The sequence below is a fragment of the Hymenobacter latericoloratus genome, assembly GCF_014199535.1.
In the GTDB taxonomy this organism is placed as follows: Bacteria; Bacteroidota; Bacteroidia; order Cytophagales; family Hymenobacteraceae; genus Hymenobacter; species Hymenobacter latericoloratus.
In genome coordinates this window covers 921065-944962 of record NZ_JACHNV010000001.1, presented here as the reverse complement: position 1 = coordinate 944962, position 23898 = coordinate 921065, and the positions used below count along the sequence as shown (strand labels likewise).

At 59.1% G+C, this 23898-nt stretch carries 19 protein-coding genes; 9 read left to right on the top strand and 10 right to left on the bottom strand.

What is annotated here, in order from left to right; genetic code table 11:
* Positions 1-36: 36 nt before the first annotated feature.
* Entirely contained in the window at positions 37-777 is a 741-nt protein-coding gene (locus tag GGU46_RS04175) for a LysM peptidoglycan-binding domain-containing protein (protein WP_183402273.1), read from the top strand.
* Between the two features lie 132 nt (positions 778-909).
* Here the strand turns inward: GGU46_RS04175 and GGU46_RS04170 are convergent, their stop codons facing one another.
* Positions 910-2091, bottom strand: a complete 1182-nt coding sequence (locus tag GGU46_RS04170; protein ID WP_183402272.1) for a DUF4249 domain-containing protein — start codon at positions 2089-2091, stop codon at positions 910-912.
* Positions 2092-2377: 286 nt separating this feature from the next.
* On the opposite strand from GGU46_RS04170, the gene dnaE reads away from it, so the two are divergent.
* The 5 genes from dnaE (at position 2378) to trxA (ending at position 9184) form a co-directional block, all read left to right on the top strand.
* A complete protein-coding gene (gene dnaE, locus GGU46_RS04165) occupies positions 2378-6094 on the top strand; it encodes a DNA polymerase III subunit alpha (protein WP_183402271.1) in 3717 nt (1238 codons plus the stop codon).
* 571 nt (positions 6095-6665) lie between these two features.
* Positions 6666-7187: a GbsR/MarR family transcriptional regulator gene (locus GGU46_RS04160; protein WP_183402270.1), complete on the top strand. Its 522-nt coding sequence runs from the start codon at positions 6666-6668 to the stop codon at positions 7185-7187.
* A 104-nt stretch (positions 7188-7291) separates the two neighbouring features.
* Complete coding sequence (locus GGU46_RS04155) at positions 7292-8212, top strand: TIGR01777 family oxidoreductase (RefSeq protein WP_183402269.1); 921 nt, start codon at positions 7292-7294, stop codon at positions 8210-8212.
* Between the two features lie 65 nt (positions 8213-8277).
* Entirely contained in the window at positions 8278-8646 is a 369-nt protein-coding gene (locus tag GGU46_RS04150; protein ID WP_183402268.1) for a hypothetical protein, read from the top strand.
* Between the two features lie 208 nt (positions 8647-8854).
* Positions 8855-9184, top strand: coding sequence for a thioredoxin (trxA, locus tag GGU46_RS04145; protein WP_044003005.1), 330 nt, complete (start codon positions 8855-8857; stop codon positions 9182-9184).
* A gap of 76 nt (positions 9185-9260) precedes the next feature.
* Here the strand turns inward: trxA and GGU46_RS04140 are convergent, their stop codons facing one another.
* From GGU46_RS04140 to GGU46_RS04130, 3 genes are all read right to left on the bottom strand, one after another.
* A complete protein-coding gene (locus tag GGU46_RS04140) occupies positions 9261-10220 on the bottom strand; it encodes an energy transducer TonB (protein WP_183402267.1) in 960 nt (319 codons plus the stop codon).
* Between the two features lie 221 nt (positions 10221-10441).
* Positions 10442-10927, bottom strand: coding sequence for an AsnC family transcriptional regulator (locus GGU46_RS04135; protein ID WP_139925867.1), 486 nt, complete (start codon positions 10925-10927; stop codon positions 10442-10444).
* A gap of 648 nt (positions 10928-11575) precedes the next feature.
* Positions 11576-13804: a protein-disulfide reductase DsbD family protein gene (locus tag GGU46_RS04130; protein WP_183402266.1), complete on the bottom strand. Its 2229-nt coding sequence runs from the start codon at positions 13802-13804 to the stop codon at positions 11576-11578.
* Between the two features lie 228 nt (positions 13805-14032).
* Here GGU46_RS04130 and GGU46_RS04125 point away from each other — a divergent pair, with 228 nt between their 5' ends.
* The gene (locus GGU46_RS04125; protein ID WP_183402265.1) at positions 14033-15388 is read left to right on the top strand and encodes a hemolysin family protein; all 1356 of its coding nucleotides are present in this window, start codon (positions 14033-14035) and stop codon (positions 15386-15388) included.
* 82 nt (positions 15389-15470) lie between these two features.
* Here the strand turns inward: GGU46_RS04125 and GGU46_RS04120 are convergent, their stop codons facing one another.
* The 6 genes from GGU46_RS04120 to accD all read right to left on the bottom strand — a co-directional run bounded on the left by GGU46_RS04120 (position 15471) and on the right by accD (position 20974).
* On the bottom strand, positions 15471-15986 hold the full coding sequence (locus tag GGU46_RS04120) for a gamma carbonic anhydrase family protein (protein WP_183402264.1): 516 nt from the start codon (positions 15984-15986) through the stop codon (positions 15471-15473).
* An 85-nt stretch (positions 15987-16071) separates the two neighbouring features.
* On the bottom strand, positions 16072-17055 hold the full coding sequence (locus GGU46_RS04115; protein ID WP_183402263.1) for a radical SAM protein: 984 nt from the start codon (positions 17053-17055) through the stop codon (positions 16072-16074).
* Between the two features lie 87 nt (positions 17056-17142).
* A complete protein-coding gene (locus GGU46_RS04110; RefSeq protein WP_183402262.1) occupies positions 17143-17904 on the bottom strand; it encodes an endonuclease III domain-containing protein in 762 nt (253 codons plus the stop codon).
* A gap of 133 nt (positions 17905-18037) precedes the next feature.
* Positions 18038-18742, bottom strand: coding sequence for an OmpA family protein (locus tag GGU46_RS04105; protein ID WP_183402261.1), 705 nt, complete (start codon positions 18740-18742; stop codon positions 18038-18040).
* Positions 18743-19114: 372 nt separating this feature from the next.
* Complete coding sequence (locus tag GGU46_RS04100) at positions 19115-19858, bottom strand: OmpA family protein (RefSeq protein ID WP_246398637.1); 744 nt, start codon at positions 19856-19858, stop codon at positions 19115-19117.
* Between the two features lie 228 nt (positions 19859-20086).
* Positions 20087-20974 (bottom strand): acetyl-CoA carboxylase, carboxyltransferase subunit beta, encoded by an 888-nt coding sequence (accD, locus tag GGU46_RS04095; protein ID WP_183402260.1) that lies wholly within the window; start codon positions 20972-20974, stop codon positions 20087-20089.
* 379 nt (positions 20975-21353) lie between these two features.
* Between accD and GGU46_RS04090 the strand changes: the two genes are divergently transcribed.
* Both GGU46_RS04090 and GGU46_RS04085 read left to right on the top strand, forming a co-directional pair.
* Positions 21354-22361 carry an OmpA/MotB family protein gene (locus GGU46_RS04090; RefSeq protein WP_317171849.1) on the top strand — a complete coding sequence of 336 codons (1008 nt, stop codon included), beginning with the start codon at positions 21354-21356 and terminating at the stop codon, positions 22359-22361.
* Positions 22362-22609: 248 nt separating this feature from the next.
* Entirely contained in the window at positions 22610-23866 is a 1257-nt protein-coding gene (locus tag GGU46_RS04085; RefSeq protein ID WP_215906251.1) for a hypothetical protein, read from the top strand.
* The last annotated feature ends 32 nt before the right edge of the window (positions 23867-23898 follow it).

Sequence of the window (23898 nt, the reverse complement as noted above, 5' to 3'; positions counted from 1 at the left end):
TTATATATTCTTTTTCGAGTTCGTTTTTATTACCCCATGCGTTTCGTTTTCCGCACTCTGGTGCCGCTGGTTGGCTTGTCTTTTGGCGCTTTTGCGGCGCAGGCCCAGCAAACAACCCCTACCCTCTCCGACGACTCAGTGCGGGTAATGTCCGGGCTGGTGCAAACCAGCGTCCGGCAGCTCCGGGCCATTTACTTCGAGCCCAATGATGCCCGCGCCACGGAGCTCATCGATAAGGCTCTGGTCGAAATTCCGGTTCTGAACCAGCGCCTGAGCCATTACACCGCCAGCCTGCCGCGCGAGCAGCAGCAGCAGCTGGCCCAGCGCCTGCGCCGCCAGCCCTGGCAGGTTGAGCTGAACACGCTGCTGCGCAGCCCGCAGTTTAAGGGCTTTGACGCCCGCGCCGCCAAAAATCCGGGCCTCAAGCTCGCGGCCGAACGCCTCCGCGCCTCCGGTTTTCTGGGCACTTCCCGGGCGGCCACCGCTGCAACCAGTCCGGCCGCGCCCGGCGTAGCGGCTGCTCCGGCGGCTACCGCGGCCCCGGCCAAGCCCCAGACGGCCGTAGTAGTGGCTGCCGCCGCGCCCAAAACCCAAGCCCCCGCCCCTACCCCGAAAGCGGCGGCCAACGCGGCCCATCACACCGTGCAGAAGGGGGAAACCCTGTTCAGCATCTCGCGGCAGTACGGCGTTACGCCCGCTCAGCTGCAGGAGTGGAATGATAAGCCCGACAATGGGGTGAAGGTAGGCGAAGTGCTGGTGGTGGAAGCCGCCAAGTAAGCCGGGGCTATTTCCGGGTCTTAACAAGCAAGAAGGCAGCCCGTTTGGGCTGCCTTCTTGCTTGTTACTTGTTATAGTTATTTACCTGACAAGTATTTATCCGACCTCAAGAAAATCAGCACCACCTGCCAGCTACTGCCAGAAGCGGGGCCGCACGTTGGTACCGCGCCGCCGGCAGTCGATGCACTCCACCGTCTCGTACAAATAGTAGGGCGTGGGGTTGCCTCGCTTATAGAGCACATTAACCGGAATGGCAATACCGGACCGAAAAAAGTCGATAACCTGTTCCGGCGAGGGCTGCGAGCCGGAGGTAGGCGTGGTAGTAAACTGCGGAATTGTATCGAGCGGATAGCAGCCTTCGTAACCGGTCCGGAAGCGCCAGTCGCCCGGCAGCTGCTCGGGCGTGATAAAGAGGCGCTTCTCGGTTACCGACTGCACCCCCACAAACCCCAGCACCTTTTCCCCGGCATCAGTTAGGCAGCGGATGTTGCCCGTCAGCTCCGAAGGCAAGGGGTCAAACAGCGTCCCGATGTCCTCGGTGTTCTTGCGCAGCAGTTCCCAGTAGGTGTACTCCTCGGCGGTCAGGGCATACTGCTTTACCAGAATGCTGTACTTGAAGCGGAGCTTGCCGGAGGTAGGCGGCAGCAGCGTCAGGGGCTGGCGCGAAACCACGTCCTGGCTCAGGCGGGCGGTAGTACCCAGCTTAATGGCGGTGGAGATTTCGGAAGCCCAGCAGTGGTAAATGTCTTCCTTGCGGTCCACGAGCCGCCCGTTCTGGTATTCCAGCACGGAGTTGGCTGCCGAGGTAAACTCCCAGGTTTCCTCGTAGCTCCAGCGGTAGTAACGGCTCTGGCGGGAGTCGTCGTGGGCATTTACGTAGAGCTGCACCCCCTGGCTACCCGCCTGCCAGGAAACCGAGTCGATAGGCGGTGTACGCTTGGCGGTGGCAAAGTCGGACGCGTACTCTTTCTGGTCGGCCGTAGTCAGGTGCAGGCGCACGCGGGTGCCCGGGCTCAGCGCCAGTGCCGCCGAGGTATAGGTACCGGCGGGGCTTTCTGCCAGCGCGTACCGCCGCCCGCCTTCTTCCTCAATGTAAATACGCGCCTGGGTTTCGGGCGGTGGTGGGCCGCTCTGGTTCAGACTTTGCGTACGCGAGAGGCGAATGCTGCTCACGCCCTGGCTGTTGATGCTGCCATCTACCACCAGGTAGTTGGCCGAAGCCTGTACCACATCGGGCGCAAACGGCTCAATGCAGCCGGCCAGCAACGCCAGGCCCGCGCCCAGCAGCCGGCGCAACATAGTTCGGGATATCATATTCTGCCACTAGTCGGAGAAGCGGGAAGATAGGGCAGATCAGCCAGAATAGCCGCCTTAATTTGCCGGCGGTAACAGGAGTTGCGCCAAGCTCGCCCCTACCCCCGGGCCCCGGCCGAACCCCCGTAGCCGGTTTCGTTGTTAGAGCGTTACGCCACCGCAGCCGAGGGAAGTAGCCCGACCGACAATACACAAAAACATCGGCCGCTGCAACGTTTCCTTTCCCCTGCCTCGGCGGTAACTTTACTTCCGCTTCGCCCCCTAACGGTGCGGAGTTTGTTTGCCCATGCCCGTATTCTCGCACCTCCACTGCCACACGCAATATTCCCTGCTTGATGGTCAGGCCAGCATTTCGGCCCTGATGAAAAAGGCCCAGGCCGACGGCATGCCCGCCGTAGCCCTCACCGACCACGGCAACATGTTCGGGGCCTTCAACTTCGTGGCCGAGGCGAACAAGTACAACGTGAAGCCCATTGTGGGCTGCGAGTTTTACCTGGTGGAGGACCGGCACAAGAAAAGCTTCAGCCGCGAGAAGGGCGAGCGGGACGTGCGCCACCACCAGCTGCTGCTGGCCAAAGACCAGGCCGGCTACCAGAACCTGGCCAAGCTCTGCTCCATGAGCTTCATTGAAGGCGTGTACTCCAAGTACCCGCGCATTGATAAGGAGCTGCTGCTGCAGTACCACGAGGGTCTGATTGCCACTTCCTGCTGCATCGGGGCCGAGATTCCGCAGGCCTTGCTCTGGAAATCGGAAGACGAAGCCGAGAAGCTGCTGCAGTGGTGGCTGGACGTGTTTGGCGAGGACTACTACATCGAGATTCAGCGCCACGGTATTGAAAACATCGATAACACGGGCAAAAGCCAGGAGGACCTCAACCAGATTCTGCTGAAGTGGGCCCGGAAGTACAACGTCAAGGTTATCTGCACCAACGACTCGCACTACGTGAATCAGGAGGACTTTGCCCCCCACGATTTGCTTTTGTGCGTGAATACGGGCGAGGAACACAGCATTCCGGTCGGTGACTTCCAGACCAAGTACTTCCGCCTGATGTCGTCGGACAACAAGGTGCTCTACGACCACCTCGACAACCTGCGCCCCCTGGCTTCTTCTGACGACCAGATCCGCCGCCAGCTCATGCGCATCGACGAGGAAGCCCAGATGCCCCGGCCCCGCTCCCGCTTCGGCTTCCCCAACGACCAGTTCTACTTCAAGACCCAGGAGGAAATGAGCCAGCTGTTCCGCGACGTGCCGGAAAGCCTGGACAACACCAACGACATCATCGACAAAATCACGCCGCCCAAGCTGGCGCGCGACATTCTGCTGCCCAACTTCCCCATTCCGGCGCCCTTCGCCAACGCCGACGAGTTTCTGCGCGAGCTGACCTACGTGGGCGCCTTCGGCCCCTCGGCCGGCAAGGGCAACCTGACGATGACCAAGCCGCCCCGTTACGCGGAGCGCACCCCGGAAATTGAAGAACGGCTGGATTATGAGCTGCGCATCATCGAGACGATGGGCTTCGCGGGCTACTTCCTCATTGTGCAGGACTTCATCAACCGCGGCCGGGATATGGGCGTGGCCGTGGGCCCGGGCCGGGGTTCGGCGGCCGGCTCGGCCGTAGCCTATTGCGTGGGCATTACCAACATCGACCCGATTAAGTACAGCCTGCTGTTCGAGCGTTTTCTGAACCCGGAGCGCGTGTCGATGCCCGATATCGACATTGACTTTGACGACGTGAACCGCCAGCGGGTGATTGACTACGTGGTGGACAAGTACGGCAAGACGCAGGTAGCCCAGATTATCACCTTCGGTACCATGGCCGCCAAGTCCAGCATCAAGGACGTGGCCCGGGCCATGGAGCTACCCCTGCCCGTCACGAACGAGCTGGCCAAGATGGTACCCGAAAAGCCCGGCACTACCCTGGCCGGGGCCTTTGCCGAAAACCAGGAGCTCGACATGATCCGGCGCGACGACGCGCCCGACAACCTACGGGGCCAGATTCTGCGCCTGGCGGAAAAGCTGGAAGGCTCGGTGCGCAACACCGGCATTCACGCCGCCGGCGTCATCATCGCCCCCGACGACATCACGAAGTACATTCCGGTTTCGACGTCGAAAGACTCGGACCTGCTCGTGACCCAGTTTGATGGGAAGGTGATTGAATCGGCCGGGATGCTAAAGATGGACTTTCTGGGGCTGAAGACGCTGACAATTATTGTCGATGCCCTGGAGCTTATCAAGAAAAACCACGGCGTCGATATCAACATCGACGACATCCCCCTGGACGACCCCAAAACCTACGAGCTGTACCAGCGCGGCGACACCATCGGCACGTTCCAGTTTGAGTCCGAGGGCATGCGCATGTACCTCAAGGACCTCAAACCCACCAACATCGAGGACCTGATTGCCATGAACGCCCTGTACCGGCCGGGCCCCATGCAGTTCATCCCGAACTTCATCAACCGCAAGCACGGCCGCGAGGAGATTGAGTACCCCCACGAGCTGCTGGAGCCCATTCTGAACTACTCCCAGGGCATTATGGTGTACCAGGAGCAGATCATGCAGGCCGCCCAGATTCTGGCCGGCTACTCCCTCGGCGGCGCCGACCTCTTGCGCCGGGCCATGGGGAAAAAGGACATGAAGAAGATGGCCCAGGAGCGGGAGAAATTCTGCGCCGGCGCCGAGAAGCTGCACGGCATCAAGCCCAAAAAGGCCAACGAAGTGTTCGACGTGATGGAGAAGTTTGCGGCCTACGGCTTCAACCGCTCCCACTCCGCCGCCTACTCCGTAGTGGCCTACCAGACCGGCTACCTCAAGGCCAACTACCCCGCCGAGTACATGGCCGCCGTGCTCACCAACAACATGTCGGATATCAAGAAGGTAACCTTCTTTATTGAGGAAGCCCGCCGCCAAGGCGTGCAGGTACTCGGCCCCGACGTGAACGAATCCATTCTCAAGTTCAACGTAAACGAGAAGGGCCAGATCCGTTTTGGCATGGCCGCTGTGAAGGGCGCCGGCGAGGCTGCTATTGAGAGCATTGTAGCCGAGCGGGAGAAGAAAGGCCCGTACACCGATATTTTCGACTTCTCGAAGCGCGTAAACCTGCGGGCCGTCAACAAGAAGACGTTTGAAAGCCTGGCCCTTTCCGGTGCTTTTGATTCGTTTGAGCGGTACCACCGTCGGCAGTTTGTAGAGGCTCCGGCTAATGACCAGAACCTCATCGACAAGGCGGTGAAAATGGGTCAGCAGTACCAGGCCGACCAGGATTCAGCCCAGCAGAGCCTGTTTGGCGGCGGGGCCTTTGGGGCGGTAGCCATGCCTTTGCCTAAAGTGGCCGATATGGAGCCCTGGCCCGCCACCGAACTGCTGCGCCGCGAAAAGGAGGTAGTAGGCTTCTACCTCTCGGGCCACCCCCTGGATGACTTCAAGCTGGAAATCGACTCTTACTGCACCTGCTCTCTGGACAAGGTGGAGAACTACAAAAACCGCGAGGTGACGGTAGCCGGGCTGATTTCCAACGTCCTGTTCAAAACCACCAAGACCGGCCAGCCCTTCGTCTCGTTCAGCGTGGAAGACTACGAGTCGAGCCTGAACCTGGCCTTATTCCGCGACGATTATTCCCGGTTCTCGGCCCTGATTAACCCGCGCAACTACGATAAGGAGCAGGTGCCGCCCATGTACATCCGGGGCAAGTACGCCCAGCGCTTCCGCGACTCCGACCAGTTCGAGTTCAAGATTCTGACCATGGAGCCCCTGTTCAACGTGGCCGAAAAGCTCGCCAACGGCGTGCGCGTACAGCTCGACCTGCGCACCATCACCGAGCCCTTCATGGACCGGTTCATGGAAGCCGTGGAAGGCTGTGCCGGCTCCAAGAAGCTGGAAATCAAGTTCGCCGAGCCCCACGAACACCTGACCGTGGATACCTACTCCCGCCGCTACCGCATCGAACCCAAAGAGTTTATCCGCAAAATGCGCGAAATGGAAATTGACGCCTGCCAGCTGATATAAAGTAGATTCGATAATGCCCCAGCCGACGCGGGTAGTGCTTAGTTTAACACACACTACCCGCGTCGCTGTCGTTAACGCCATTGACAAATGCTGCAGAACCTTATCCGTTTAGCAAGCCTGCTGCTTGTATGTAGCTGCGGTAAGCCACTCCCTGACCATGAAGCAGCAGTGCTAGGGGCGTGGCGTAGCGTATCGGAAGTTTCCATATCAGGTGAGCGGAACGATAACATATTCTTTACTAGAGCTGGTGGGCAATTGCGCATGTTAACACTCAATTCCTCGGGAGTCAATACCATCTGGTTCAGCCACCATAACGACTCTATTACAGTATCTCAGGGCTGCTTGGGATACAAGTTTGCGGTCAGGCTTTCTCCTAGTGAAGACAGCTTAATTTTCGCCGAAGCTATACGATACGTACGCATGGACTCTGCCCAGTTCAAGGAAGAAAGGCGCGCATTCCTAGAAAGCCGCTAGAACGCTCCTTCATTAGCGCGCTAACTCTTGCCAATCAGCAGAAAAATATTGTTTCAATTATTATTGAAAGTTTAGAATACTCTTTTACATTTACACCATGCAACTCGACGAAGCCAAAAGCAAGTTCATTGAAGGCTGGGGCACTTTGGGCTCGGCCTGGGGCGTGAGCCGGACGATGGCGCAGGTGCACGCGTTGTTGCTGGTGTCCCCGGGGGCCTTGAGCACCGAGGACCTGATGGAGCAGCTGCAAATTTCGCGGGGCAACGCCAACATGAACGTGCGTGCCCTCATGGACTGGGGCATTGTGCGCAAGGAATTACGCCCCGGCGAGCGGCGCGAGTTTTTCTCGGCCGAAAAGGATATTCACCGGGTGGCCACCCTGATTCTGAAGGAGCGGCGCAAGCGGGAACTGGAGCCCATTATGCGCGTGCTCAGCGAAATCAAGCAGGTGGAGCCTACACCCGGCGCTACCTCCGAGGAAACGGAAAGCTTCACCAAGATGATTGACAGCATCCACAGCTTCGCGGAGTTTGCCGATGGAGCGGCCTCTACCCTCATCAAAGCCGACGAAAACTGGTTTCTCAGCACCTTCATGAAGCTGATGCGCCCAAGCCAATAATCGCATTATTTTTTTGTGCCTTTATTTCAAATTTTATTGAAAGTTTAATACAAACAGAATAAGACACTATCTATTCCCTCACTTCCCTACCCCCCACGGTAAGTATGAATCAGCCCCTGATGATTTTAGCTGGCGGCACCGGGTTTCTGGGCCGGCACGTAGCTCAGCACTTCCGCCAGTTGGGCTATGAGGTACTAATGCTCACGCGCCATGCCCGGCGCTTCGGCGAAGTAGCCTGGGATGGTCGTACACTGGGCTCCTGGGCAGCCAGTTTGGAAGGAGCCGCCGTAGTGCTGAACCTAGCGGGCAAGTCAGTGGATTGCCGCTATAACACAGTAAACAAATACGCTATAACGCGCAGCCGCACTGAGAGCACGCGCGTGTTGGGGGAAGCTATTGCCCGCTGCCAGCGCCCACCTGCCGTATGGCTGAACTCTTCTACGGCTACTATCTACCAGCATACCGAGGGCGCGCAGCCCGCTAATACCGAAGCAGCCGGAGTGATTGGGCGTGGCTTTTCGGAGATGGTGGCACAGCGGTGGGAGGCAGAGTTCTGGCTGGCGCAGGTGTCACATACCCGCCGCGTGGCCTTGCGCACGGCCATCGTGCTGGGCGCCGACGGTGGAGCTTTGCCGGTAATGGCCCGCCTGGCCCGGGTAGGACTTTGCACACCCCAAGGCGACGGACAGCAGTGGATTAGCTGGCTGCACGTGGTAGATTTCTGCCGGGCCGTGGAGTTTCTGCTGAACCACCCTACCCTCGAGGGAGCCGTCAACCTCTGTGCTCCGCAGCCCCTCCGCAACTACGAGTTCAACGCCCTGCTTGACCAACATTACCAGCCGCGCTGGCACCTGCCGCAGCCCCGGTGGCTGCTGGAACTAGGTGCCTTTCTGCTCCGCACCGAAACCGAGCTGATTTTAAAAAGCCGCAAAGTAATGCCCCAGCGCCTGCTGGATGCGGGCTTTCGGTTCAACTACCCTACCTGCGAGCTAGCCCTGAACGATTTGCTGCCCCAGCTAGGGTAGGACCATCATCCAATTTCTTTATGCGCCTCTAGTCCTTCTTTTTCACTTCCAAATTTTCAAAAGCCATGAACTATCATCTGCTGGTGTACGGGGTGTATCTGCCCGTTACGGTGTTGGTTACGGTGTGGGTAGCGCGCACGCTTTTCAAAAACGGCCGCCTGTTTTTGATTGACATTTTCCACGGCAACGAGCAGCTGGCCGACTCCGTGAACAAGCTGCTGCTCACGGGCTTTTACCTCATCAATATCGGGTACGCCACGCTTACCCTGCGCAGTGCTGAGGCCATTACCAGCTACCAGCAGAGTGTGGAAACGCTCAGCATCAAGGTGGGTACCATCATCCTGATTCTGGGCGGTATGCACTTCTTTAACCTTTATGTGTTCTATAAGCTTCGGCACCGGGCCCAGGAATATGCCCGGGCTTACCATTCTTAGCCCGCTGATTGTTACGTAAGCTTATCCGGCCCCGGGGCCCCCGCCTGAGCGCAGCGGGAGCTACCGGGGCCCTGGCGCTGTTGGGCGGCCGTACTGCCACGCTGGCCGAATGAACTTTCCGGCCCGCTGCTTGTTGAAACGCAATCTGCTACCTTGCGGCCCGGTTGACCGTAAACAGCACACACATTCCATCAAACCCCTCACTGTTATGGGACATAAAGCCATCGAAATTACCGATGCTAACTTCGACCAGATTATCAACTCCGATAAACCCGTACTCGTGGACTTCTGGGCCGAGTGGTGCGGCCCCTGCCGCATGGTAGGCCCGGTAGTAGAAGAGCTGGCCGGTGAATACGAAGGCAAAGCCGTTATCGGCAAAGTTGACGTAGATTCTAACCCCCAGACTTCGGCCAAGTTCGGCATCCGCAGCATCCCTACGCTGCTGGTATTCAAGAACGGCCAGGTAGTTGACAAGCAGGTAGGTGCCGTTCCGAAGCACGTACTGGCTCAAAAGCTGGATGCTCAGGTAACGGCTTAACTCCAGCCCCCGGCATACTAAAAAGCCCCGCTTTTACCAGTTGGAAGCGGGGCTTTTTAGTGGGCTGCCGGTTCGGCTACTCCGCCGGGGCCGAAGCGCGGGCCTCGGAAGGCGGCACCTGGGGCGGCCGCAAGCCGGAAAGCAGCGAGAAATTAGGCGCGAAGTATATTGGAATGGTGAACGTCATGGCCGTAGGCAGGTTGTACTCCCGGCCCGGCTCGAAGGCGGGTAGGCTGGCCACTACCCGGCGCGCTTCCTGGTCGGCCTCCGGGGCCAGGCCCTGCACCACCCGTACCTGCCCCACGCGGCCGTCTTCGCCCACGGTGTAGCTTACGTACACATTCCCGGTGATGCCTTTGCGACGAATGTTGCGGGGGTAGGTGGTATTGCGGGCTACGTAGTTGAGCAAGGCAGCCTCGCCCCCCGGAAACTGGGGCAGCTCGCGGGTACGCACCTTGCCCATGTAGGGTGAGCCATCCTTATTGAAAAAAGCCAGGGCCAGGGGCTTGCCCTGCCGATCGGGCATCTCAATGGCGCTCAGCTCGCCGGTGTCATAATAGTAGTGCCACTCTCCCACGGCCCGGCCAGCGTTGTAGCGTCCCTCGGAGCGTTTCTGCCCGTTGCGGTGCACGGAAATCCAGCGGCCTACCCGCTGCCCGTCGGCGTAGTCGCCGCGCTGGCTCACGCGGCCATCCTCGTACCAGCCTACGTATAGGCCGTCGGCCTCGTCGTTGTGGTAGTGCACCTGGCCGGCCTTGCTGCCGCTGGGGTGATACCACGTGAGTAGGCCGTTGCGCACCGGGGGATCAATGGAAGACAGGGTACCGCGCAAAAGCAGTGTGCCGGAAAGCGCGTATTCGCGCATGGCATACGTGCCCAGCAACTCATTTTTCCGGTCAACAATGCGGTAGTGGGTTGCGCTGTCGGGCACGGTGGCTTCGTCCCGGTCGTTTAGGTACACGGCCGGCAGGCTTTGGGCAACACCGCCCCGGGCCGCCAGCAAACATGACAAGAGAAAAGCGTAGTGTATTCTCATGGGCAACCAGTTAGGGGCCAGAAAGTGGTAGTACGAAATATACCGAACACTTAAGCAGGGCCCAAGGCCTTGTCCAACTTCACTTAAAAAATACTATTTCAGCTAGTTACGAGACTATCAACAAAGGTCCGTGGTTTCTTTGCCCCGCCCCTAAAAGGCAGCGGCCGCTACCCCGATAAAGCGGAGCAGCGGCACCTGGTAAACAAGCCCGACCGGGCGCCTTAGCTGGCCCGTTCTTCTACTTCCTGCAACTGAATGGGCCTGTTGAAGGCTTCTTCCAGCGAAATAAGCGTTTCCGTACGTTCAATGCCCTCAATCAGCTGAATCTGCTCGTGCAGCACTTCCCGCAGATGGTTGGTATCGCGGCAAATCAAGCGGGCGAAGATGCCATACGCGCCCGTTGTGAAGTCGATGCTGACTACTTCCGGAATCTGCCGCAGCGCGGCTACCACGCTTTCGTACACGGAGCTTTTCTGCAGGTAAATTCCCAGAAAGGCCCGGACCCCATACCCCAGCTTCTGATAGTCGATTTTGAGGGTTGCGCCCTGCACAATACCCAATTCCTCTAACCGGGCCATGCGAACGTGCACCGTGCCACCCGAAACGTGCACCTTGCGGGCAATTTCAGTGTAGGGCATTTTGGCATCTTCAATTAACAAGGCCAGAATTTTCCGGTCAGTGTCGTCAAGTTCGTAATTGCGGGCCATTTTTTTACAAGTTGATTGTATATATTACAATGTGGAGGAGCAATTTTTAAAAAGAATGTAAATTTTCCTTCAAATGTCTGTAATTATTTTATTAGTTCGATTAAGCTGGTACATTTGTCATAATCCAACGCGAACGGCAGTGGATTGTTTTACACACTGTAGAATGATGAAACTGGCAGACATGCCCTCCTCTCTCGGGGGTGGAGATTCGGGAAAAACTGGTCCGGCGGCCGGCTAACTACTCCGTGAAGGTTCGACTCCTTCTTCTACAGCACAATGGTATTGGGTGGACTTCGTGAGGAGGGAAAACGGGACGTATCTGGGTGGGTACGTTCTGAATCGAGAGGCGGCATCTGGGTGGGTGCCGCCTTTTATTTTTTCCGGGCGTTTGTGCGCGCAGGTTGTCATTCTGTTCATCCTTGGCGCTTCCGGCCCAAATCGGCCGCAAAGTTCGCAGTTTGTTCCCGGATAAGCGCTGATTATGGCAAAAAAGCGCTCAACTACATAGAATAAGCGTGTTATATCTGGGTTGCTCCCAATTGTAGTTGGCATAGCCGATGCTGTCAGCTGTACTACTAGCTGGTAAAGAGAAAGCCCCACCTTATCCTGGAATAAAGTGAGGCTTTTGAAGATGATGTTTTCGTGAACTTACCGTCCGGCCAAGGCTGCCTGCTGCCGGAACCGGGCCAGGCCGGCATCCAGAAACTGCACGAAGGCAGTGGCATCGGGCTCATAGCCAATGGGGGGCGCCAGGGTGTGCGCCAGGTCCGGGTTAGCATTCGGGTCGAGGAGCACGTAGTAGGGTTGGGCGTTTACGTTGAAGCCGGTGAGCTGAATATCGGCGTTTTTCTTGCCCAGGGTAGCTTTGGTCTTTCCGTCGTAGGCAGATACGTAGTGCTCTTTCTGCGGCAGCTCCGTTTTATCGTCCACGTAAAGAGCCACAACTACAAAATCTTCGCGCAGGCGCTTGAGCACCCGCGGGTCTTTCCAGACGGTAGCTTCCATTTTGCGGCAGTTCACGCAGGCGTGCCCCGTGAAATCAATAAAGATGGGTTTGTTCTCGGCGCGGGCGCAGCGGCGGGCCTGTTCCAGATCGAAGTAGCCCGGCAGGCCGTGGGGAAGCTCCAGAAACTCGGCGTGGCGCGGGGCTTCGCAGAGGGCGTTGGCAGCTGTGGTAGCAGGCACTGCGGCGGCAGCGGTTTCGCCACCGGCCAGGGTAAAGTCGTTGCGGCTCTGGGGCGGCAAGTAGCCAGCCAGCAGGGGCAGCGGCGCCCCGAACAGGCCGGGCACGAGGTAGGTCATGAAGCTAAAGGCCAGCACGGCCATCAGCAGGCGGCCTACGCTCAGGTGAGTCAGATCGGAGTCGTGGGAGAGTTTGAAGCGGCCCAGCAGGTAGAAGCCCAGCAGGCCCGACAAAGCAATCCAGAGTACCAAGTAAATATCACGCGGGAGCAGATTCCAGTGGTACGCCAGGTCGGCCATGCTCAGGAACTTGAGGGCCAGCATCAGCTCCACAAAGCCCATCACCACCTTTACCGTGTTCAACCAGCCACCGGAGCGGGGCAAACTTTTCAGCCAGGCCGGAAAAATGGCGAACAGAGTGAACGGTAGGGCAAAAGCCAGGGAAAAGCCCAGCATACCAATTACGGGTTGCAGCCGCTCACCCCGGGAGGCCAGACCTAATATTGTTGCAACAATAGGCCCAGTGCACGAAAACGACACGACTACCAGAGTCAGGGCCATAAAGAATACGCCGCCCCAGCCGCCTTTGTCAGCCTGAGCATCAATCTTATTGACCATACCGTGGGGTAGGGTGATTTCAAATAGGCCCAAAAACGACAAGCCAAACACCATGAATACGGCGAAGAAAATCAGGTTTGGCAGCCAATGGGTGGCAATCAGGTTCGGGCCATCCTCACCCAGGAGAGCCGCTACTACTACTCCAACCAAAACATAAATACCGATGATGCTGAGGCCATACACAAAGGCTTTCAGGATACCTCGGGGCCGGCTGTCATTACCGCTGGTAAAGAACGACACCGTCATCGGAATCAAAGGGAATACGCAGGGTGTCAGCAACGCGCTTAACCCGAACATGAAGGCTGCCAGGGCGAAGCTCCACAGTCCGCCAGCCGACGTATCAGTGGCCGCGGCCGTGGGCGCTGTGGCAGCTACTGCCGGGGTAGCGGCCGAGGCTGCGGTGGTAGCCGGAGCAACTGCGGTAGGGTTTGCGGCCGTATCGGGGGTAGCAGCGGGGGCAGCGGAAGCCGTGGCGGACGTGGCTGTATCAGCAGGTGCAACAGCTGTTGCGGTAGCAGGGGTAGTGGGAGCAACCGGCGTTACGCTGGCCCCCGGGGAACCGGAGGGGGCAGACGCGGGTGCGGCAGCCTTGCCGGTTACTTCAATGGGGCCGAAGCTCAGGCTTTCCTCGCCGGGAATGCAGCGGCCATCCACGTCGGTGCAGGTCTGGAACTCGGTTTCCGCCTTAATGGTGAGCGTGCCGGGCTGCAGCACCCGGATGCGCTGCTTGATCAGGCCGGTGCGCTCGAAATAGGTGACGTCGCCCTTGAAAACTTCGTCGAATTTCTTTTTGGTGCCGATGGATTGCGGCTTGCCCACCAGCTCGTAGGCGGGGCTTTTGGCGAAGGTGAAGGTAAATACTGTGGGGCCCAGGTCGGGGTCGAAGTTGGTGGCGTACAGGTGCCACTTATCGTCGATGCGGGCATTGACGATAAGCTCCACTTCCTCGCCCACCTTCGCCGCCGACTTGCTAACGGCGCTGGAGAGCTTAGTGGGCGTCAGGATTTGGGCCGCCGCCGGCCAGAAGGCCAGGAGCAGCAGCACCAGCGGAAGCAACAGAAATTTACTGCGAGGCATGAATTCAGGGAAGAAACGACAGGAACAAGCCGATGAAAAAACAAAGGTCGGCAGAAACCGCAACAGCCACGCTAGGCTACGAGTTTTACCAACCCGCCGGTTTCCTTTCGGGCTGAGCAGAAACCTTCTGCGGGGCCGGTGCGTCATTCATTCCGAACCGCTTGCGCCGAATGTCGTACTTTTGCCTTACAAAGGAAGGCAGGCCGGTCGAGTCTTGCTTCCGCACCCATGGGCTTAGACATCTTATTTACTATTCTGCTCGTTGTAGCCAACGGCTTTTTTGTGGCTGCTGAGTTTGCACTTGTTAAAGTCAGGGTTTCGCAGCTGGAGCTGCGGGCGCAGGAAGGCAACCGCTGGGCCAAGCTGACACTGGGCCTGGTGCACAAGCTCGATGCCTACCTCTCGGCCACGCAGCTGGGCATTACGCTGGCCTCGCTGGCACTGGGATGGGTGGGCGAAGAAGTAATGGCCGAAATTGTGCTGGATGTGCTGCCCTACACGGGCCTGAAGCCGCTGCTGGAAAACTTCGGGGTGGTTGTTAACGAGGCCCTGGCCCACCGCATTGCCGTCCCGATTTCCTTTGCCCTGATTACCATCATGCACATTGTGCTGGGCGAGCTGGTGCCTAAATCCCTGGCTATTCAGCGCTCCGAAGCGGTCAGCCTGATCGTGGCCGGCCCGCTGAAGGTGTTCTACAAGATTCTCTCCCCCATCATCGGGCTGATGAACATGCTCAGCAACGCCATTCTGCGCCTGGTGGGTATTCAGCCCGCTTCGGAGCACGAGGTGCACACCACCGAGGAGCTGCGCCTGCTGCTGGACCAGAGCAAGCAAAGCGGCGAAATTCAGGAGTCGGAGCACGAGCTGCTGGAAAACGTGTTCGAGTTCAACGACCGGATGGTGAAGCAGATTATGGTGCCGCGCACCAAGCTCTCGGCCATTGATGTAAGCACGCCCCAGGACGAGGTGCTGGAAGCCGTGTACAACGAAGGCTATTCGCGCATTCCGGTGTACGAGGGCAACATCGACAACATTGTGGGCGTGCTCTACGTGAAGGACCTGCTCCAGATTATCCGCCGCCAGGAGCCTATTGAGCTGGCCAAGATTATCCGGCCGGCCTACTTCGTGCCGGAAACCAAGAAAATTAACCGCCTGCTCCGCCAGTTTCAGCGCAAGCACATGCACATGGCCATTGTTTCCGACGAGTTTGGGGGCGTGTCGGGCATCGTGACCATCGAGGACATCATGGAGGAGCTGGTAGGCGAAATCCAGGACGAATACGACAACGAGGTGCCGGTAGTAGAGAAGGTTTCGGAAACCGAGTACCGCGTAAACACTGCTACCGCCATTCCCGACGCCAACGAGTACCTCCCCTACCCCCTGCCCGAGGGCGACGACTACGAAACCGTGGGCGGCCTGCTGAACGTGCTCTACGGCAACATTCCGGAGGTCGGCGACGTGGCCGTGCTCGACAACTACGAGTTCCGGGTGCTGCAACGCTCCCGCCGCTCCGTGGAGCTGGTGCAGCTCCGGGTTACTACCCAAACAGAAACCGAGGATACCGAGGAAGCGCTGGATCTGTAAACCACCTCAACCACATATTACACATCAAGAAAAGGCCCGCAGCATCAGTTGCGGGCCTTTTCTTTTGTAAAGAACCTACTCCTTATTCAGCCTTAAACCAGCCGGCATACATCACATAGTTGTCGGCGGTGCGGAGCATGTTGGCGCGCTGCTCCTCGGTTACGGGTTTGATTTTCCGGGCCGGGATGCCGGCGTAGAGGTAGCCCGGTTCGCACTGGGTGTTTTCCAGTACCACGGCGCCGGCCGCAATAATGCAGCCTGCCCCTACCACGGCCTGGTCCATCACAATGGCGCCCATGCCAATCAGCACGTCGTCCTGCACGGTGCAGCCGTGCACGATGGCCTTGTGCCCGATACTGACGCGGGAGCCGATGGTAGTAGCCGCCTTCTGATACGTGCAATGTATCACGGCTCCGTCCTGCACGTTGCTTTTGTCACCGATGCGGATGCTGTTCACGTCGCCCCGAATTACGGCGTTGAACCATACGGTGCAGCTGGCTCCCAGGGTCACGTCGCCAACAATAGTGGCATTTTCCGCCACGAAGCAGTCGGGGCCCAGCTGCGGATGTTTGCCCTGAACCGGAAGAATGAGAGGCATATGGTGGGGTGGTGAAATAGTGAGATGGTGAGTTTGACGTTCTGGTGGCGCAAACTACGCTGGTGGCGCCTTCCGAACAGCAAACTCACCACTTCACCATGCGTTTCCAGGTGCCTTTTTCCCAGTTGTACTTGAGGGTGCTGGGCAGGGCCTGCCAGAAATACTTACTGGTTTCTACCGCGAAGCTGGGCTGCATGTAGCAGTTAATGGTGCAGCCTTCGCACTGGGGTAGGCGGCCCTCCAGCGCGGCCAGCTGCTGTACCGGCTCCGAGTTGTAGAGGTCGTACAGCTGGCCGTCAATCGGGAATTTCTGCTCGCCCAGGTGGTAGCAAGGCAGCACCAGCTCATTGCTGGGCGAAATAACCAGGGTAGTGCTGGCAGCCCGGCACACGGGCGCGGCTACGTGGTTGCCACCGTCGCGCCGCAGCTGAATGAAGGCCTCGTTGAGGTACACGCCGGGCAGCTTGCCGAAAGCCGAAAGGTAGTTCAGCTCCTGAGGCGTGAGCTGCTCGCCGGTGTTCACGGCGTTGTACTCGAAGGCGGGGTTCAGGATCAGCACCAGCTTATTGGGCTGGGTTATATGCTGGTACACCTTTTCCAGGTCGGCCAGGTTTTCGCGGAACACGGTGAACAGCACGTCGGGACGCTCGCCCAACTCCCGGGCTACCCGAATGCTTTCCAGCACGAAATCAAAGCAGGCTACCCCCCTCCCCTTGTCGTGCACTTCCTTCTCGGAGGCATCGAGGGAGAAGTGCAGCATATCGACCTTGCCGCGCAGCTTCTCGGCGTATTTGGGATAGAGCAGGCAGTTGGTAGTGAGCGTAGTGATGAAGCCCATGTCGTGCGCCAATCCCACAAACTCATGAATCTGGCGGTGCAGCAGGGGCTCGCCCCCGGTGAAGTCCACCACCGACACGCCCAGACGCTTCAGGTCCCGCAGGTTGCGCTCCACGTCCGCCAGCTGAATATAGGGCGAGGGTTTCTCCCAGATGTCGCAGAACGAACACCGCGCATTGCACCGGTAGGTGACGTAGTAGTTGCACAAAACCGGATGACGAACGAGGCGCATAGGGCAGTAAAGGTACAGCGCGGAAACACAAGCCGCCGCCCTACAACCACTGAAACCACCGAAAGGATAGGCGCTAGCCTACCCCCGCTAGTGCGGCAGCGCGCCCCAGGCCGTATCCCAGCAGGCGGGGGTGGCGGCCAGCGCCTCGGGCGTAGCAGGGCCGTAGTGCTCCAGGTAGTAGTTGCAGAAGCCTTTCAGCGGGCAGCGGGCGCAGTTGGGCTTGGTGAAAAAACAGATTTTCTGGCCGTGCCAGTAGTTGTGCTTATGGAAGTTGAGCAGTAATAAGGAATCCTTCGGCAGCTGATCCAGCAGCACCTGGTGAGCTTTTTCCACGGAGGCTTTTGGCCCGATCATGCCCACGCGCTGGGCCACCCGGTGCACGTGCGTATCCACGGGCAGTACGGGCTTGCGGAAGTTAAACAGGAGCACCAAAGAAGCCGTTTTCAGCCCAATGCCGGGCATGTCATTCAACCACTGCATGCCCTTCTCCGTGGGCCATTCTTCCAGAAAATCCAGGTTGTACTCGCCCCGCTCGGCCTTGATGCGGCGCAGAATTTCCTGAATCCGGGGGGCCTGGGTATCGGGCCAGCGGGTGGTCCGGATGGCGTGGGCCAACTCCTGAGTGGGCGCGTTTACTACCCCCTCCCAGTCGCCGAAGGCTTCCAGCATCCGGTCGTAGGCCAGCTCCTCATCGGCGTGGGTGGTCCGGTGCGAAAGAACCGTAGAAATCAGCTCCCGCATGGGTGAGCGGCGGGTGGTTTCCTGGGTTAGCGGGGGGTAGAACTCCTGCAGAATCCGTTGATTTTCGGTGGTTTTCTCGGCGGCGGGTGCGGTGTAGGTGGTAGGCATAGCCGGTTGTACCGCCGGGCCGGGCGGCAGGTTACACGCTTGGCTAGGCCCGCGGCGCGGGCTGGCCCAACAAAAAACCCGGTGGCCCCAACACTAGGGGCCACCGGGCCAGGTGCTTGCAAGCTGCCAGAGCTTAGATGGTGCCTTTTTCGGCAGCCTTCTTCAGCTTCTCATTGGCGAAGATGGCTACTTCTACGCGGCGGTTGGCCTGGCGGCCGGCTTCCGTCGAGTTGTCGGCAATGGGCTGCTTAGAGCCGTAGCCCGATACCGTGAAGCGCGAAGCATCCACGCCTTGCTGCTGGGCGTAGTTGGCTACGGCCTGAGCCCGGCGCTGCGAAAGCGGGTCGTTGATGGCATCGGAGCCGGTGTTGTCGGTGTGGCCCTCCACAATAACGTTGGTGTCGCCGTACTTAACGAGGGTTTTTGCCAAGTCTTTGATGTTCTCCTGCGCCGACGAAGTCAGAGCCGACGAGTTTTTAGCGAACAGCAGGCCCGAATCGAAGGTGATTTTGATACCCTCGCCTACGCGCTCCACTTTAGCGCCGGCCATTTCCTTCTGTAGCTCAGCGGCCTGCTTGTCCATCCGGCGACCAATCAGGGCGCCGCCGGCACCGCCTACGGCGGCCCCAATGATGGCGCCTTTGGCCGTGCCCGACTTACCGCCGATTACGCGGCCCAGCACAGCCCCGCCGGCCGCGCCGCCCAACCCACCAATAACGGCGCCTTTAGCCGTTTTGCTCCAGGGCTTTTTCGTGGTAGTGGTTTGTGCTTCAGCAGCGCTGGTGCCCAGCAGCAGCACGGCCAGCAGCAAGGCAAACAAGGAACGAAGATTTTTCATGACGTGGGGAGTTAGCGTGTATTGGTTTGACTGTGCGGAAAAATGTGTCGGCAAAGGTATTCGGTACAACTTTCATTCGAATACTTCTTCCGTAAATACCCGAATTGCAACCACCTTGCCAAAAACGTGCGTACCGCCGGAAAATTATCCGCAACCCCGCTCTAACTACCTCTCAGGCTGCTTTCGCGAGCCATTCTGCAGGTCTGAATCAACTCTGAACCAAGCTATTTCCCTACCCTCCCTGGTGGCCGCAACCTGTAATAATCCTTTTTGATTGTCTGGCCCTGCCTACCCTACCCGGGGGTAGTAGGGGCACTAAAAAAGCCGCCCCCGAGGGAAGCGGCTTTTTTTTAGTGGTTGCGAGCGTGAAGATTAGAGCGTGCCGTTTTCGGCAGCTTTCTTCATTTTCTCGTTGGCGAAGATGGCAATTTCTACGCGGCGGTTCGCCTGGCGACCTTCGGCGGTGGTGTTGTCGGCCAGGGGCTGCGACGAACCGTAGCCTCGGGTCGTGATGCGGGCGGCATCTACCCCCTGCGACGTGGTGTAGTTGGCCACGGCCTGGGCCCGGCGCTCGGAGAGCGGCTGGTTGATGGCATCGGAGCCGGTGTTGTCGGTGTGGCCTTCTACCAGTACGTTGGTGTCGGGGTACTTTTTCAGCACCTCGGCCATCTTCTGGATTTCACTCATGGAAGCCGGGCGCAGGTCGCTCTTGTTGGTATCGAAGAGGATGCCCGCGTCGAAGGTGATTTTGATGCCTTCGCCTACGCGCTCAACCCGGGCGTTCTGCATGTCGCGCTGCAGCTCTTCGGCCTGCTTGTCCATTTTGCGGCCGATGAGGGCGCCACCCGTGCCGCCCACGGCGGCCCCAATGATGGCACCAGCGGCGGTACCCGATTTGCCCCCGATTACGCGGCCCAGCACGGCGCCGGCTACGGCGCCAGCGCCGGCGCCAATGGCGCCGCCTTTCACGGTGCGGCTGGTGCCGGTTTTACGCGGGCCGGTACCGTTGGTGTCGGCTTCCGGAATGTTGGGGTTGCGGGTGTTGGTGCTGGCGCAGGAGCTAACAAACAGCACCAGGGCCATGAGTAGCGTAAGAAGGGAAGTGCGAGAGGTCATGTGCTTGAAAATAGGGTGAAGGGAAAGAGGCTCGATGAGCTGTTGGGGGTACTTACTTGGGTTGAGCAAAAAATGTTCGGCAAACGTGGCGAGGCCGGTGCTGCTACCTGCCCCGCTCCGGGCAGAGGCGCGGGCCAGTAAAAATGCCCGCCGCAGGCACCATCTGTGCACGCAACGGGCATTTTCCAAAAAGCTTGCCGAAAAATAGAAGGCCGCTGGCGCGCGGGCCTATCGTACCAGCTCAGCCGGCTCAGCAGCAGGCACTTCGGCCGGCTTGAGCATAAGCAGCAAATCCGTGAGCTTGTGCTTAAGCTCCTTGCGGTCCACAATAAAATCGAGGAAGCCGTGCTCCAGCACAAACTCGGCGCTCTGGAAGCCCTTGGGCAGATCCTTGCCAATGGTTTCGCGAATAACGCGCGGGCCGGCAAACCCAATCAGGGCGCCCGGCTCGGCAATGTTGAAGTCGCCGAGCATGGCAAACGAGGCCGTTACGCCGCCCGTGGTGGGGTCGGTCAGCAAGGAAATGTAGGGCAGGCCGGCTTCGGAGAGCAGGGCCAGCTTGGCCGAGGTTTTGGCCATCTGCATCAGGGAATAGCCGGCTTCCATCATGCGGGCCCCACCGGAGCGCGAAATCATGAGAAAGGGCAGGCGGTTCTGGCGGGCATAGTCGATGGCGCGGGCAATCTTCTCGCCCACCACCGAGCCCATGGAGCCGCCAATGAACTTGAAATCCATGGCGGCAACCACCAGGCCCAGGCCGTTCATCTGGCCGTGGGCCGCACGCACGGCGTCCTTCAGGCCGGTGCTCTTTTCGGTGGCGGCCACGCGCTGGGGGTAGGCCTTGGTGTCCACGAAGTTCAGCGGGTCGGCGGAGCGCAAATCAGCGTCCAGCTCCTGGTACTCGTGATTGTCGAACAGGAAATCGAAGTAATCGACGGCGTCAATCCGGTCGTGGTGGCCGCAGTTGCCGCAGGTGGAGAGCAGGCGCTTGTGCTCGGCCATGGTGGCCACGGTTTTGCATTCGGGGCACTTGTACCAGAGGCCGTCGGGCGTTTCCTTCTTCTGTTCCGTGGGCGTGACGATGCCTTTTTCTTTACGCTTAAACCAGGAGGACATAGGTAGGGAGATGCTTGAGTCAGTGAGAGGGGGGAAGGCAGGCAAAGCCGCTACCGCCGGGCAGCAGCGGCTTCCTCGGTGCAAGTTAAGCCAGATGCGGAAATAGTGAGATGCCAGGCAAGCGAGTTTGCTTTCCGGCCCGCCCGCAGAAAAGCCGCTGCCGGGGCGGCCATTCGGTTTCCTACCCCTGCTACCTTCCCGAAGCCATCCTCTGCTGCCTCAGCGCGACAGGCAAGAGCCGGCCGGCTCCTTCTTGTACTTTCACCAGCGTTCCGGGGCGAGGCCGGGGTAGCACTTCCCGGCCGGGCGCCTTACCTTGCCGCGGGAAGCCCGACCTTGCGGCCTACCGCCCCCACCTTGCACAACCCAGGCTTTTTTCGTGAAAAACATTTCCTTTCTCGCGGTTGCTACCTTGCTTACCGCCTCTGCCCTACCCGGCTGCGTGGCCTCCAAGAAATACGACGACCTGAAAGCCCGCCAAATGGCCACCGAGCAAGCCAAAACCGACCTGGAGCGCCAACAGCGCCAGGCCGTGGCGGAGCTGAAAAAGGCGTCGGATGAGCTGGCCCAGCTGCGCCTCGATACCCGCCGCCTCGTGGACGACTCGACGGAAACCGGCCGTAGCCTGCGCCGCCTGCAGCAGCTAAACGCCCAGCTCACGGACTCCTACGACAAGCTGCTCAAGAACTCCGACCGCGCCATGGCCGATAAGTCGGCCGACTACAACAAGGTGGCCCGCGACCTGGCCCGCCGCGAGGCCGAGCTGGGCGAGCTGGAAACCACCCTCCGGAAAAGCCGCACCGATATTGATAAGCTGAACGCCGACCTGAAAGTGCGCGAGGCCCGGCTGGCGGAGCTGCAGCAGGCGCTGGCCGAGAAAGATAAGGCCGTGGATAACCTGAAAGCCAGCGTGAGCAACGCCCTGCGCGGCTTCCAGGGCACCGATCTGCAGGTGCAGATGAAGGACGGCAAGGTGTACGTGTCGCTCTCGGAGCAGCTGTTGTTCAAATCGGGCTCTACCAAGGTGGACCCCAAGGGCCAGGAGGCCCTGAAGCAGCTGGCTGCCGTGCTTCAGCAGCAGCCCGACGTGAACGTGGTGGTGGAAGGCCACACCGACAACGTGCCCTTTAGCCGGCCCGCCGGCGCCATGCAGGACAACTGGGACCTGAGCGTGCTGCGGGCCACCGAAATTGCCCGGCTGCTGACGGTAGGCGGGGTAGCCCCGGCCCGCATCACAGCTTCGGGCCGCTCCCAGTACGTGCCCGTCGCCCCCAACGACTCGCCCCAGAACAAGGCCCTGAACCGCCGCACCGAAATCATCCTGACGCCCAAGCTCAACGAGCTGCTTAAGATTCTGGATTCCAATTCATCAGTAGGTACCAAGTAATCTATTCTTGTATCTTGATACCGATAACAAACAACACAATCTACCCTATGAAGTCAGCTTATAACCTACTCCGCCTAAGTATTTGTGCCCTGCTGCTGTGTGGCAGCTTGGCCGCCAGTGCAACGCATTACCTGAGCGGTACCATTACGTACCGTCACATCCAAGCCAATCAGTACGCAGTCCAGGTCGTTCTCTACACAGACTATGTTACTTCTTCTGGCCAACCCAGCGCTGACGAGCCAGAAACCGTGCTTCATTGCCTGCCCAACCTGGAGGCAGGCTGCGCTGATGCTCTTCAAAATGAGGTAACGGTGCGAATACCGCGGCAGCGCTTTGAGCTTATCTCGGCCCAGTGCGGCGCGCTCACCGTCAGAAAGAACTTTTATACTGCTCTGATTACGCTTCCGCCTAACCGCTGGACACTCCTGGTTGATAACGTCAACCGACGAGGCGGCATTGTCAACATCTCCAACTCGGTTGCGACCACCGGTACCATTGCCACAACCCTGGATAACTCTACCGGCTTGGTGAATAACTCAGCGGAGTTTATTTCTACCGAAATCCCCAGCCTAAACGGCAATCAGTATCACCGTTTAACGGCCAGGGCCATTGATGTTGACGGTGATTCGGTTGCGTACGAATTCGTGACGCCACAACAGGGCCTTAGCGCCCGGAGCTGCCCCCGGCCGGCAGATGGGTTTTTTCAGCCGCCTCATTTCCGCCTCGATGCGGTTACGGGCGTGCTAGAGACCGTGCCCTTCACACTGGTGCAAGGCCATTACGTAACTACCATTCAGGCCAATGAATTTCGGCGGCTGAATGGCGGCTGGACTAAAATCGGCAGCGTGCAGCATGATTTCATGTACTTGGTGCGCAGTGTTTCCACCGCCAATAGTAACCCTCGTTTCAGTGCGCTGCAGCGTGGCAATGCTACACTGGATTTCGCGCGGCCCATTCCCGTAAATCCGGGCCAGACGGTTGAGCTAACCCTGACCGCTACTGACCCCGATGCCGGGCAACAGCTGACTTTCAGCAGCCTCACTCCCATGCTTTACTCGGCCTTATACCCCTCCGCTAGCTTCCCTACCATACAGAAACTATCGGCTACCCAGGCCCGCCTGACCTGGCAGATACCGGCCTCGCTGCCCGTGGGCCGCTACCAGTTTGGCCTGGCGGTAACAGATGATTTTTGCCAGCAGTATGGCCAGGAAATCCGCCCCATCACCTTTGTGGTAACCAATCAGGTGATTGCAGGCACCAAACGGGCCGCTGACAGAGCTATGGAGGCCTACCCTACCCCCTTCCATGAGCAGGTACGCTTTCAGCTCAGCCAGCCGGGTAGCCGTTCCCTGACGGTAGTAGATGGCCTCGGCCGCGCGGTAGCCCAGCTCACCAGCCGCCCCGATGGCAGCGTGCTGTGGCAGCCCGGCCCTGCCCTGACACCTGGCCTGTACCTGGCCCGCACCGCCGACGGGCAAGAGCAAGTCCGTTTGCTGCGCGAGTAGCGCGGCTTCCCTACCCAAAGCAACGGCCGGCT